The 12,701-nt window shown below is 31.5% G+C and carries 14 protein-coding genes; 11 read left to right on the top strand and 3 right to left on the bottom strand.

The window, feature by feature from the left end; genetic code table 11:
- Positions 1 to 19 precede the first annotated feature (19 nt).
- Positions 20 to 967 carry a lytic transglycosylase domain-containing protein gene (locus tag H526_RS0105390; RefSeq protein WP_027392048.1) on the top strand — a complete coding sequence of 316 codons (948 nt, stop codon included), beginning with the start codon at positions 20 to 22 and terminating at the stop codon, positions 965 to 967.
- 70 nt (positions 968 to 1,037) lie between these two features.
- Entirely contained in the window at positions 1,038 to 1,406 is a 369-nt protein-coding gene (locus H526_RS0105385; protein ID WP_027392047.1) for a sulfite exporter TauE/SafE family protein, read from the top strand.
- 23 nt (positions 1,407 to 1,429) lie between these two features.
- Here the strand turns inward: H526_RS0105385 and H526_RS28390 are convergent, their stop codons facing one another.
- Positions 1,430 to 2,245 (bottom strand): TlpA family protein disulfide reductase, encoded by an 816-nt coding sequence (locus H526_RS28390; RefSeq protein WP_051335992.1) that lies wholly within the window; start codon positions 2,243 to 2,245, stop codon positions 1,430 to 1,432.
- Positions 2,246 to 2,393: 148 nt separating this feature from the next.
- Positions 2,394 to 2,909 carry a membrane protein gene (locus tag H526_RS0105375; RefSeq protein WP_027392046.1) on the bottom strand — a complete coding sequence of 172 codons (516 nt, stop codon included), beginning with the start codon at positions 2,907 to 2,909 and terminating at the stop codon, positions 2,394 to 2,396.
- Positions 2,910 to 3,083: 174 nt separating this feature from the next.
- Here H526_RS0105375 and rpmH point away from each other — a divergent pair, with 174 nt between their 5' ends.
- The 9 genes from rpmH to H526_RS0105335 all read left to right on the top strand — a co-directional run bounded on the left by rpmH (position 3,084) and on the right by H526_RS0105335 (position 11,539).
- Entirely contained in the window at positions 3,084 to 3,242 is a 159-nt protein-coding gene (gene rpmH / locus H526_RS31420; RefSeq protein WP_081414554.1) for a 50S ribosomal protein L34, read from the top strand.
- Positions 3,243 to 3,351: 109 nt separating this feature from the next.
- Positions 3,352 to 6,204 (top strand): carbamoyl-phosphate synthase large subunit, encoded by a 2,853-nt coding sequence (gene carB, locus H526_RS0105370; protein ID WP_027392045.1) that lies wholly within the window; start codon positions 3,352 to 3,354, stop codon positions 6,202 to 6,204.
- 119 nt (positions 6,205 to 6,323) lie between these two features.
- Positions 6,324 to 6,830, top strand: coding sequence for a nuclear transport factor 2 family protein (locus H526_RS0105365; protein ID WP_027392044.1), 507 nt, complete (start codon positions 6,324 to 6,326; stop codon positions 6,828 to 6,830).
- A 77-nt stretch (positions 6,831 to 6,907) separates the two neighbouring features.
- The gene (locus H526_RS0105360; protein ID WP_027392043.1) at positions 6,908 to 7,894 is read left to right on the top strand and encodes a hypothetical protein; all 987 of its coding nucleotides are present in this window, start codon (positions 6,908 to 6,910) and stop codon (positions 7,892 to 7,894) included.
- 3 nt (positions 7,895 to 7,897) lie between these two features.
- Positions 7,898 to 9,649, top strand: coding sequence for a carbamoyltransferase family protein (locus H526_RS0105355; RefSeq protein ID WP_027392042.1), 1,752 nt, complete (start codon positions 7,898 to 7,900; stop codon positions 9,647 to 9,649).
- Complete coding sequence (locus tag H526_RS0105350; RefSeq protein WP_027392041.1) at positions 9,636 to 10,043, top strand: SxtJ family membrane protein; 408 nt, start codon at positions 9,636 to 9,638, stop codon at positions 10,041 to 10,043. The genes H526_RS0105355 and H526_RS0105350 overlap by 14 nt, the downstream gene beginning before the upstream one ends.
- 2 nt (positions 10,044 to 10,045) lie before the next feature.
- Positions 10,046 to 10,204 carry a DUF5989 family protein gene (locus H526_RS32305; RefSeq protein ID WP_256439425.1) on the top strand — a complete coding sequence of 53 codons (159 nt, stop codon included), beginning with the start codon at positions 10,046 to 10,048 and terminating at the stop codon, positions 10,202 to 10,204.
- A 56-nt stretch (positions 10,205 to 10,260) separates the two neighbouring features.
- Positions 10,261 to 10,803, top strand: coding sequence for an adenylyl-sulfate kinase (gene cysC / locus H526_RS28385; protein ID WP_035084546.1), 543 nt, complete (start codon positions 10,261 to 10,263; stop codon positions 10,801 to 10,803).
- A gap of 55 nt (positions 10,804 to 10,858) precedes the next feature.
- The gene (locus H526_RS0105335; protein ID WP_118385569.1) at positions 10,859 to 11,539 is read left to right on the top strand and encodes a sulfotransferase; all 681 of its coding nucleotides are present in this window, start codon (positions 10,859 to 10,861) and stop codon (positions 11,537 to 11,539) included.
- 6 nt (positions 11,540 to 11,545) lie between these two features.
- On the opposite strand, the gene H526_RS0105330 is transcribed toward H526_RS0105335, so the two are convergent.
- Complete coding sequence (locus H526_RS0105330) at positions 11,546 to 12,679, bottom strand: SGNH/GDSL hydrolase family protein (RefSeq protein WP_027392039.1); 1,134 nt, start codon at positions 12,677 to 12,679, stop codon at positions 11,546 to 11,548.
- Positions 12,680 to 12,701: the final 22 nt, after the last annotated feature.

Raw genomic sequence — 12,701 nt, 5'->3', positions numbered from 1 at the left:
CAATAAAACCTACTTAAAGATGAAGATGATAAAAAAAATGTTAGTTTTTTTAGGTGTGCTATTTACCTTTGGAATTTTAGTAAATGCTACACAACAAGAACCTCAGAAGCCAATTGCCCAGGAACTTTTAGAAGAAAAATTGATTAACGACTACAATGTCTATGCAGTTCCTATGCCTGATAACATGAATTTTGCAGGAGAATTAGTTCCTGTAGAAAATCCAGATATTCGAGAACGAATGGATAGGGAGTTGTTGGTTAACACCTATTGGCAATCGAATGGTTTATTGCTTTTTAAAAGAGCGAATAAGTATTTTCCGATTATAGAGCCAATATTGAAAGAAGAAGGCGTTCCAGATGATTTTAAATATTTAGCAGTTATAGAAAGTAGTTTAACTCAGGCTGTTTCTCCAGCTAGAGCTACCGGTTTCTGGCAAATATTAAAAAATACAGGAAAAGAATATGGTTTAGAAGTAAACAACAATGTAGATGAACGTTATCATATCGAAAAGTCAACAAGAGTTGCTTGTAAGTATTTAAAGAATGCTAAAAAGCGTTTTGGAAGCTGGACTTTGGCAGCAGCAGCTTATAATGCTGGTCCTGGAGGAATAAATAAGCAATTAAAAAGACAAAATGCTACTACATATTACGATCTTCTTTTAGGTCAGGAAACAGGAAGGTATGTTTTTAGAATTACAGCAGTAAAAGAGATCCTAAGTAATCCTAAAAAGTATGGGTTTAACTTTACTAAAAATGATTTATACGAGTATATTCCTACTTTTAATGTTTTAGTTGATGAGCCAATAGTAGATTTTAATGAGTTCGCAGCTAAATATAATATCAATTATAAGATTTTGAAATTACATAACCCTTGGTTGCGTGAAACTCATCTTAATAATGGTACCGGAAAGGAGTATTTAATTAAAATTCCAAGAGAAGGGTATTATAAAACTGGACTAGGACAATAATATCTAGTGTTTACCTAAATTATTTCTACATTTTATATTGCCATATCTACAATTATTGTAAAATTGTAGTATGGATACAATGACAATTATTTCATTAGTAGTTATAGGGTTATTGGCTGGCTTTCTTAGCGGCACTATGGGTATTGGTGGTAGTGTAGTAATGATACCTTTATTGATATTATGGGTTGGATTTACACAGCATCAAGCACAAGGTACAAGTCTTGCGGTACTTTCTGTTCCTGTAACTTTATTGGCGGCTTTTAACTACTATAAAGAAGGTCACGTAAATTGGAAGTTCGCTGCTATAATGGCGATTACTTTTATTATAGGAGGCTATTTGGGAAGTAAGTTTGCAGTTTCTCTAAATCAAACGACTTTGAAAAAAATCTTTGGTGGGATTCTTTTACTCGTGGCCTTAAAAATGATTTTTGGGAAATAAACAAAGATATAAATAATTCTTATCTATTGTTTCCTCTCGTTTAAAGAATCTTTCTCTCGTCTATAACGCTCATATTCTTCATCTATATCGCGTTCTTCTTGTGTTCTTGAGTCACCTTTAACTTTAAGCTCTTTTTTATCTTCCTCCGCAGGAACAGCTAATGCACCTTTGGCATCAAGATCAGCTATTAAAAGAGAAACCCCTTTAGATAGAGAATTATAATGTATTGTATAAGAGTTACTGAGAGTTTCGCTAGAATGATGAGTAACAATTTTACGAATATCTAACAATTTTTTATCGCTATCCATAAAGTACATCATAGGGAATCCAAGAGAATGCTTCAGGTTGTTAATGATATAAGAATTTTGATTAGTAAGTTCATTAACATATAATAGTTGAATGTTTTCACTGTACTCACCAACTTTTTCCTTCAGTCTCTCTTTTGTGTCCCAGAATAAGACAATGAAATCTATTTGATCATGAAATTTATCCGATAAGTCATTCAATGCTGGTATTTCTCCAATACCAGGAACACACCAAGTGGCATATGTAATTAAGAATATAGGTTTTTCAATTTCTTTAAAAGAGATTGGTTCTCCTTTTAAAGGACTCATCTTAAAATCATCCATATAAGTTCCAACCAGATGATTTTGAACAAGTGAATCAAATAAGAATTTAGCATATTCTAGATCTTGATCCTTGTATGCTTCATTACTTTTTAAATTATATTTTTTGATATGGGCTGCAACAGCAATTGAAAAAGGAATCTTTCTTTCTAGCTGTCCAAAAACATTTCCTATATATAAAAAAAGTATTCCTAGAATTAATATTTTCTTCATTACAACTTTATTACGCGAGCTAATGTACTATAAAGTCTTTAAAAATAACAGTTTTAGTGTCTTAAAACATTATTTATTAGATTTAGTACTGCCCTTATTTTACCCTTTGAACTACTAGATAACGTAATTATAAGAACAATTAGTGTGCCTAAATCTTTTTCATTTGTTGTTTCATCATAGTGATTTGCTCTTTTAGCATACCATGCTTATCTAATTTCTTAGCTTCGGTAAGTAAATTTTGAGCTTCTCTTTTTCTTCTTTTGGTCATGGCAATACCTGCAAGATTAAGTTTAGCAACGGCTAAATCTTGATTCATGGATAGCCCTAATTTTATAGCTTTTTTGAGATATTTTTCTGCTTGCGTGATATTTGTTTGTGATAACATAATACCTAAAAGATAGTTGTAATATCCTTGTTGCTTAGTGGTAAGAGCACTTTCAGGGTTCTTAATTCTATCTAACCATTTTTTTGCTCCTGGAAAATCTTGTTTACGTAATCTTAAGAATGAAAGTAAAATTAATTCGTTTTTAAAATATAAAAAGACAAAAATCGAAGCTAGTAAAATCAGCATAATTCCATTTCCAATATATCCTTCTATCATTTGCCAAATGGCAGTACCAACAATTAATGCTGCAATTACTAATTTAATGTTTTTGTTGTACATAAAATGTATTATTTTTTTTGTCGCGGCAAAGGTAATAAAAACAATTATAAATATTTTGATATTTAGGTTTGTGAAAGTAAAAACTCTTCGTATATTTGCCCGCAGTTTTGGGATGAGATTCCAACTAGTTTTACAAAAAAGAGATTTCAAGAAGATATATAAAGATAGATAGCAATGAAAAGAACGTTTCAACCATCGAAGAGAAAGAGAAAAAACAAACACGGTTTTAGAGAGCGTATGGCTTCTGCTAATGGTAGAAAGGTCCTTGCTCGTAGAAGAGCTAAAGGCAGAAAGAAGCTATCTGTTTCTTCAGAATTAAGACATAAGCACTAATGATTGTAGTGCGACGAAAATATTTAAGGTGTTACTTTTAGGAGTAACGCCTTTTTTTATATCTAGTTGATTCCTAAATTATTTTTTAAATTTCAATACCAACACCAAAATGCCAAAAAACGAAAAACTCAAAAGTATATTGATCATTGGATCAGGACCAATCATTATTGGCCAGGCATGTGAGTTTGACTATTCCGGATCACAAGCTTTACGTTCTTTACGTGAAGATGGAATAGAAACCATATTGATAAATTCTAATCCGGCAACTATAATGACGGATCCTTCAATGGCAGATCATGTATATCTGAAACCATTGAATACCAAATCTATTATCGAAATCCTTAAAAATCATCCAAACATAGACGCAGTACTGCCAACTATGGGAGGTCAAACTGCCTTAAATCTTTGTATTGAAGCAGATGAGAAAGGAATTTGGAAAGATTTTGATGTAGAGATAATAGGTGTAGATATAGATGCCATTAATATAACAGAAGATCGTGAGAAGTTTAGAGAGCTAATGCTTAAGATCGGAATCGGAATGGCACCACAAGCTACTGCAGGATCTTACCTAAAAGGGAAAGAAATTGCTCAGGAGTTTGGTTTTCCTTTAGTAATAAGGGCTTCTTATACACTAGGAGGTGCTGGGGCATCTTTTGTATATAAAGAAGAAGAGTTTGATGAATTATTGACTAGAGGGTTAGAGACTTCTCCTATCCACGAAGTAATGATTGATAAAGCATTGATAGGATGGAAGGAGTATGAATTAGAATTATTAAGAGATGCTAATGATAATGTGGTAATTATTTGTGCGATCGAAAATATGGATCCTATGGGGATTCATACAGGTGATTCTATTACCGTTGCTCCAGCAATGACTCTTAGTGATAAAACATATCAGCGTATGCGTGATATGGCAATTCATATGATGCGAAGTATAGGAGAGTTTGCAGGAGGATGTAATGTGCAGTTTGCTGTAAGTCCAGATGAAAATGAAGATATTATAGCAATTGAGATTAATCCACGCGTATCTCGTTCTTCGGCATTAGCTTCTAAAGCTACAGGATATCCTATTGCAAAAATAGCGGCTAAATTAGCAATTGGCTATACATTGGATGAATTAGATAATCAAATTACAAAATCTACGTCGGCTTTATTTGAGCCAACATTAGATTATGTAATCGTAAAAATACCTCGTTGGAATTTTGATAAGTTTGAAGGATCTGATAGAAGGTTAGGACTGCAGATGAAGGCAGTAGGTGAAGTAATGGGAATTGGACGTTCTTTTCAGGAAGCCTTACATAAAGCTACTCAGTCTCTAGAGATTAAGAGAAATGGTCTTGGAGCAGACGGAAAAGGATATAAAGATTACGATCAAATAATAGAAAAACTTACCAACGCTAGTTGGGATCGAGTTTTTGTGATCTATGATGCAATCCAAATGGGTATTCCGCTTAGTAGGATATACGAGATTACTAAAATAGATATGTGGTTCTTAAAGCAGTATGAAGAATTATATTTATTAGAAAAAGAAATCTCAACGTATACAATCCAATCATTAACCAAAGATTTGATTCTAGAAGCTAAGCAAAAAGGATTTGCTGATAGACAGATCGCTCATATGCTTGGTTGTTATGAAAGTGAAGTATACAACAAAAGAGACGAGTTAGGAATCAATAGAGTGTATAAGTTGGTAGATACTTGTGCTGCTGAATTTAAAGCACAAACGCCATATTTTTACTCTACTTTCGAAGCGGAAACACAGACAGCCGACGGAGAGATTATTGTTGCTAATGAAAGTGTTGTAACAGATAAAAAGAAAATAGTAGTATTAGGTTCTGGTCCTAATCGTATTGGTCAAGGTATTGAGTTTGATTACTGTTGTGTTCATGGAGTTTTGGCTTCTGCAGAATGTGGATACGAAACAATTATGATTAACTGTAATCCTGAAACAGTTTCTACCGATTTTGACACAGCGGATAAATTATATTTTGAGCCTGTTTTCTGGGAACATATATATGATATCATTCGTCACGAAAAGCCAGAAGGTGTTATCGTTCAGTTAGGAGGGCAAACAGCCTTAAAACTTGCTGAAAAGCTTGATCGATATGGAATTAAGATTATTGGAACAACCTATCAATCACTAGATTTAGCAGAGGATAGAGGTAGTTTTTCTACTTTATTAAAAGAAAATAACATTCCTTATCCAGAGTTCGATATTGCCGAAACGGCTGATGAAGCTTTAGAGGTTGCAGATCGTTTAGATTTTCCAATATTAGTACGTCCATCTTATGTACTTGGTGGTCAAGGAATGAAAATTGTGATCAATAAACAAGAATTAGAAGAACACGTTGTTGATTTGTTGCGCAAAATACCGAATAATAAATTATTATTAGATCACTACCTTGATGGAGCTATAGAGGCCGAAGCAGATGCAATCTGTGATGGAGAGAATGTATATATCATTGGTATCATGGAGCACATTGAACCTTGCGGAATACACTCAGGAGATTCTAATGCTACCTTACCACCATTTAACCTTGGAGAATTTGTTATGCAACAAATTAAGGACCATACGCATAAAATTGCTTTAGCATTAAATACGGTTGGATTGATTAATATACAGTTTGCTATAAAGGATGATGTTGTATATATCATAGAAGCAAATCCAAGAGCTTCTAGAACAGTACCTTTTATAGCGAAAGCGTATGGAGAACCATATGTAAATTATGCTACTAAGGTAATGTTAGGAGAGAAGAAGGTTACGGATTTTGATTTCAAACCACATTTGGATGGATATGCAATCAAACAGCCTGTATTTTCATTTAATAAGTTCCCGAATGTAAATAAGAAACTTGGACCAGAGATGAAGAGTACTGGAGAAAGTATTTTGTTTATTGATGATCTTAAAGATGATCAGTTTTACGATCTATATTCAAGACGTAAGATGTACTTGAGTAAGTAATTTTAATAAAATATAGAATCTTAAATCCCGCTATAACAGCGGGTTTTTTTGTTTGTAAGTGATTATGTTTTTAAAACTAAAGAAAGTTTTAACTTTATACTTTTACCAATACATATATTATGATTAGATTTTTTATTCCTGTTTTTATGTTCTTTAGTTCGATTATGCTCGGACAGGTGAATAGTTTAGAAATCCAAAAGCAAATCGATCAAACCGTTTGGAAACCATTCCAGAAAGCGTATGAATCATTGGACGCAGTATTATTAAACGAGATATATGCAGATGAAGTTTTACGTGTTACACCAGAAGGGATTGATACCAAGAATGTATTTAAGAGTAAGAATGTAGAACGTCTAAAAGCTTCTAAAGAAAGTAATACACAAATAAAATTAGATTTTTGGTTCGATAGTAGGCATACCAATGACGATACTTCGTATGAAGTTGGTTTTTATAAAATAGGAATAACTGCGGATAATAAGACACAATACTTGTATGGACAATTCCATATTGTATTAAAAAAGATCAATGGTATATGGAAAATAACACAAGATTGGGATACTACCACAATTAATGGTAAGTCGATTACTAAAGAAGATTTTGATAAAAAGAACTTTTTACGATTTTGATGTTTTTTAATTTATGCTGCTGATTATGCTACAAGCATGTGATATTTAGAAACGATAATTAGATAATTTCCCAAGGTGTGAAGAAAGTTTTAAGTTGGTTATATCAAACAGTGATTGTTCTGATTATTGTGTTTCTTCTTTTTGAGCTATCGTATCGATTTTCTGTTATTGATTTTTATAAAGCAGAGTTTACTTCTCTAAATGATGCTAATGATATCGAATCTAAGAATATAGATTATTTAGTGTTTGGAGATTCTTTTTCTGCCACAACAAGTAATTATGTTACGTATTTAAGAAGTGTTAGTGATAAAACATTTATAAATTCTGGTGTACAAGGAATAGGAGTGAAGCAGGTTAATACTTTTGTAAATCGACGAATACAGAAATATCAGCCAAAAAATATTATCTATCAAGTATATGTAGGAAATGATCTTATAGATGTCGATCATTTAACGAATTATAAAGCATTATCCTTAATAAGAAATGTATACTGGGATGTATCGGATATGTTTCTGAGTAGTTCTTATGTCAATTATCGGTTGGGGCATTTTAAATCGAGCGTTGCACCAATTAATAAGACGTTTAATGATCAAAGATTTAGTGTAAAGGATTATAATCAGCGAAGCAAATTATATTTTCAGTCGGATTCAGCATACTTATATAAATCGGTAACAGCAGAAGGGAGTTTTGAAAACCGATATAATATTTGGATTGATGAATTAAAAGAATTTATAGAAGGAATCCCAACTGATGTTCATGTCTTTATTGTTTTTGCCCCACATTGTTCGCAGTTAAATTCTTTTTATTTCAATAATATGCGTCAATTGGGAGCAAAGTTTTCTGATGAAACTGAATTTAGGAAAACGGAATATGGTTTTTTTGAAAAAGCTTCTTTGGATATACAACAATATCAAAATGTGACTTTACTAAACCCTTTAGAACAATTACGAGAAAAAGATACGAAAGAGAAAAGACTTTATTATCTTAACGATCCTCATTTAAACGAGTATGGTCAAAAGGTTTTAGGTACTTTTTTAGAAGAGGAATTATTATCAAACGAATAGAGTGTGAGTTATATTTTAGGAATTTCAGCGTTTTATCATGATTCGGCAGCTTGCTTACTTAAAAATGGTAAAATTATAGCCGCTGCTCAAGAAGAACGTTTTACTCGAAAAAAACATGATCCTTCATTTCCTAAAAAAGCAATTGAGTTTTGTTTAAAAGAAGGAGGGATTGATATAGAATCGATCGAGGTAGTCGTTTTTTATGAGAAACCTTTTCTAAAATTTGATAGGATTATTAATTCTATTCAAGCTAACACACCTTTTGGTTTTTCTTTTTTTAGAAAATCTATCAAATCTTGGACAAAAACCAAACTTTGGATTCCCGCAATTATTAAAAAGGAATTAGCATTTACAGGTAGCGTTTTATTTTCTGAACATCACGAAGCACACGCAGCAGGAGCTTTCTTTTCTTCTCCTTTTTCTGAGAGTGCTATAGTTACGATAGATGGAGTGGGAGAAAAGGCTTGTACCACTATAGGCTTAGGTAACAATAATGAAGTAAAGATTATAAAAGAACAACATTACCCACATTCTTTTGGGCTTTTATACAGTGCATTTACCCAGTATTGCGGTTTTAAAATTAATTCTGGAGAGTATAAGTTAATGGGACTAGCTCCGTATGGTAAACCTATTTATAAGGAGTTAATATTAAAACATTTTGTTACAATTACAGATCAGGCAGAAATACATTTAGATCTTAAATATTTCTCATTCGATAAAGGAAAAACTACAATTAACAAAGCATTTTGCGACGTTTTAGGACAATTGGCAAGAAAACCAAATGAAGAAATGACATCGTTTTATTGTGATGTAGCAAGTTCTATACAATCAGTTACCGAGGACTTTTTGGTAAAATTAATTAGGTATACAAAGAAAATAACTAAATCAGACAATGTATGTTTATCAGGAGGGGTAGCGCTAAATTGTAAAGCAAATGGAGAGTTGCTTACTAAAGATATATTTAAAAATATATGGGTGCAACCAGCGGCAGGAGATGGTGGAGGAGCAATGGGAGCGGCTTTCGTGGGATGGTATCATTATTTAAAAAACGAGAGAACTTATATCGATAATACATTACCAGAACAAGCATATCTAGGAATTGGTTATAGTAATGATGCTATAGAAGCTGTTTTAAAGGAACATCAGATTGATTATAGTTTAGTAAATGATAAGGAGTTATGTGAAGAGGTTTCGGATCAGCTTAAAGGCAAAAAAATAATAGGTTGGTTTCAGGGTAAAATGGAGTTTGGACCCAGAGCTTTGGGTAATCGCAGTATTTTGGCAAGTCCGTTATATAGTGATATGAAAAAGCATGTGAATATGAGAATCAAAAAAAGAGAAGGGTTTAGACCTTTTGCTCCCATAGTATTAGAAGAAAAAGCTAAAGATTGGTTTTTGGATAGTATATCTTCTAAATACATGCTTTTTACGTTTAGAAGTGATAAGAAAGAAAAAATACCATCCTGTATTCATGAAGATGGCACAGCTAGAGTTCAAACGCTCTCTTCAGAAGAAAACCCATTGTTACACCAATTAATTTCTTCTTTTGAAGATAAAACGTCTTGCCCTGTATTGATTAATACATCATTTAATGTTAGAGGCGAACCTATAGTTGCCTCTCCGTTAGATGCGTTGAGATGTTTTTTTCAGACAGAAATGGATCTGTTGGTATTAGGTAATTATATAATATATAAAGAAAGGAATAGGAATGTGAGTGAAACACTTTCTAAACAAATACAGTATGAGTTGGATTAGTGGTGTGATAGATATTGTTCAGGATAATAGTAATGCTAAAAGAAAGCAACGACAATTTGGAGGATTGGTATTAGTACTATTATTGTTAATTTTTTGTGTCTCTGTATATAAAGATGGATTTATATTTAATGCAAAACAGATTAATACGACCATTGGTTTTGTGGGAGTGTCAATAATTACGCTTTTGTTACCAATACTGTTTTATCCTTTTCTATTCGTTTGGTTATTTGTTGGTAATATTTTGGGAGAGATCAGTTCTTTTGTTATTTTAGGGATAGTCTATTACTTACTTTTTTTTCCAATTACGTTTGTTTTAAGAATTACAAATAAGAAAAAAGCGACTACTGGATGGATAGATAAAAAAGAAAGTATCGATTATGAAAAATTATATTAGCAATGAATAAATCAGGGATATTTTTAGAGTTTTTGAAGTTTTTGATGCATCAAAAAAAGTATTGGTTGATCCCAATTATTATTGTTTTAGTTTTATTAGGAGCTTTATTAGTTTTTACAGAGAATTCTGTTGTATCACCCTTTGTCTATTCTTTATTTTAAAAACCACATATAAAAAGAGGGATCATTTTAATAATTAAAATAAAATAGTAACATAATTGAAACCAGTTTTTATTCTTTTAACGGGTTTGTCGGGTAGTGGAAAAACTACTTTGGGAAAAGGTTTAACAAATTACTACTCAAGTATAGAAAATAAAGTCTTTCATTTAGATGGAGATGATCTGCGCAAGGCATTGCACTGTGATTTAGGGTTTAGTAAAGAAGATAGACATAAACAGTTAATCTTAACGGCCGAGCTATCGATCTCTTATCTTAAGAAAGGAATCAGTGTTATTGTTTCTCTTATAGCTCCGTATAATGACCATAGATTAGATGCTAAGAAACTTATAGAAAATGAAGGTTTTGATTTTAAACTAATTTATGTTGATTGTTCTATTGAAGGTTGTATAGAAAGAGACCCCAAAGGATTATATAAAAAAGTGCTAAAAGGAGAAATAAAAAATTTCACAGGGATTGATGATCCATACGAACCTCCTAAACAGGTAGACTTACATATACCAACTGAAAAAATAAATTATCAGAGCTCATTAAAAAAAATGATAGAGCATAGTTTTATTAAAACAGAACCTGAAAAATTATAAATAGAGCTACTTTTTTAGAATATGATATATACTAGGTATAAACTCACACACTATAATGGAAACTAAAAGAACGGATTATCTTTTCGTAATGGGGCATATGAGAAGTAGGTCTTCTTTGTTGACTCATATTCTTTTATCACACCCAACTATGGTGGGACTTGGAGAAAGTAACGCGATATATGAGAGTAATTTAAAATTACTTTATATGAAATCTAAGACCTTATTAAAGAATAGGTCTGTTAATTTTTTTAAAAAAACCTATGTAGATCAAATAAATCATAATTCGAAAACTCCCAATCCAAAGATTTTTCAAAAAAAGAATTTTAAAGTGATTATTCTAACACGACCTCCTGATCCATCAGTAGCTAGTATTATGGCACTTACTAAAAAACATTATACACCATGGTCAGATGATAAATCAAAAAAATATTATCATGATCGGATGTCTTACCTAATAAAACTGAGAGAAAAATTATCTAATGATCAGTGTTTAGTTATAAATTCTGAGGAGTTAGTGCGTGCACCAAATGTAATTTTAGATAAAATAAGTGAGTTTTTAGAGATGTCTACACCACTTAAATCGGAATATGAAACATTTAATTTTACAGGTACCAGTGGGGATCCTAGTGCTAATATAAAAGAAGGAAAAATTATTAATAACTCACAGTACATTGATGTTGATACATCTAAATATCCAGAAGAATACGAGTTGTTTAATCAATTGATTAATATGTAATGGATATTAATTGTAATAATCAAAAAAAGATTGGATATGTTTTTTAGCAAAAACATTTCCTTTTTTACTCCAATGCCCATCACAAGTTAAAAACTGTTCTTCAGAATCTTTTATGGAAATTTTATCTGTTTCTAAAAGAAGATCCAAATATTTGATTCCGATAGATTTACAAAAAGCGGACATTTCTTTACCTAAAGGATTATTTTTATGTTTTTTATAATTTTGAATATCTCTTAATACTGGAATTGTAAAAACCATAACTTCTCTTTCCCCAGCTATTGATTTAATCTGTTCTAATGAATACTTTAGGCGATTTAATTGCTTTTCTGAATAATTAAAATATCCGGGAATTTCATCTTCAGATACTATTTTATTATCTTTTTTTATAGATTGTTTTAATACTGATTTAGCATATAAAAGAACGTTGTATGAATATGTGAAATTTTTAAATATTTTTTTAATAGGTTTAAGTTTTTTACTATGCACTCTTGACTTCTGGATGCTATCCAGATGATAGGTCAATGAATAATGCGGATAGTCTCCGACGAGATATGGTCGATATCGGTCCGAATTAATTTTTAAGTTTATTTCATAGTCATCATCAATAAAGTCATTTGCGGGTAAAACACCTATTAAAATGGCATCATGAGTGTAAGAACTAGCTAATGTTTTATATAACATGTAATATTGTGTAGATCCAAAATTACCTGCCATTCCAAAATTTAGATGTGGTATATTTTTTTCTTTTTCTAATAGATTTGATAGTCTGAATTCTCTAGATACACCTACACCTTCGATAAATGAATCTCCAAGAACCAATACTCTCTTATTAGAACTTCTTATAGCTCTTTCTTGATCTCTAAAACCCTTGGAATTGGATTGATAAGTTACATCAAAGCATGTTTTTTTTTGCCTATAATTATTATTTGGGAGATGAGAGGTTCCAAAATTTTTATTAATGTCATACCAAAAACTCTGTGTATTCTCTAAAGAGTATGTAGGGATTTCAATATTAAGATTGCTATTCTTCGTATATATAGCTAGTACTACTTCCAAAAGAAGGAATGTAAAGCCAAATATTAAAATCAATTTTTTAAATAAAGAGATTAAGTACTTCTTTTTAAATAAATTATGATTCATTGAATGAGATGTTCTAATGATG

Origin of the sequence: Aquimarina latercula DSM 2041 (genome assembly GCF_000430645.1) — a bacterium.
GTDB lineage: Bacteria > Bacteroidota > Bacteroidia > Flavobacteriales > Flavobacteriaceae > Aquimarina > Aquimarina latercula.
This window is presented reverse-complemented; position numbering and strand designations above follow the sequence as displayed.

What these genes read in the sequence shown, in the direction of transcription:
- H526_RS0105390 (WP_027392048.1), top strand. Translation starts at nt 20, where the DNA reads ATGAAGATGATAAAAAAAATGTTAGTTTTTTTAGGTGTGCTATTTACC.
- H526_RS0105385 (WP_027392047.1), top strand. Translation starts at nt 1,038, where the DNA reads ATGGATACAATGACAATTATTTCATTAGTAGTTATAGGGTTATTGGCT.
- H526_RS28390 (WP_051335992.1), bottom strand. Translation starts at nt 2,245, where the DNA reads ATGAAGAAAATATTAATTCTAGGAATACTTTTTTTATATATAGGAAAT.
- H526_RS0105375 (WP_027392046.1), bottom strand. Translation starts at nt 2,909, where the DNA reads ATGTACAACAAAAACATTAAATTAGTAATTGCAGCATTAATTGTTGGT.
- rpmH (WP_081414554.1), top strand. Translation starts at nt 3,084, where the DNA reads ATGAAAAGAACGTTTCAACCATCGAAGAGAAAGAGAAAAAACAAACAC.
- carB (WP_027392045.1), top strand. Translation starts at nt 3,352, where the DNA reads ATGCCAAAAAACGAAAAACTCAAAAGTATATTGATCATTGGATCAGGA.
- H526_RS0105365 (WP_027392044.1), top strand. Translation starts at nt 6,324, where the DNA reads ATGATTAGATTTTTTATTCCTGTTTTTATGTTCTTTAGTTCGATTATG.
- H526_RS0105350 (WP_027392041.1), top strand. Translation starts at nt 9,636, where the DNA reads ATGAGTTGGATTAGTGGTGTGATAGATATTGTTCAGGATAATAGTAAT.
- H526_RS32305 (WP_256439425.1), top strand. Translation starts at nt 10,046, where the DNA reads ATGAATAAATCAGGGATATTTTTAGAGTTTTTGAAGTTTTTGATGCAT.
- H526_RS0105335 (WP_118385569.1), top strand. Translation starts at nt 10,859, where the DNA reads ATGGAAACTAAAAGAACGGATTATCTTTTCGTAATGGGGCATATGAGA.
- H526_RS0105330 (WP_027392039.1), bottom strand. Translation starts at nt 12,679, where the DNA reads ATGAATCATAATTTATTTAAAAAGAAGTACTTAATCTCTTTATTTAAA.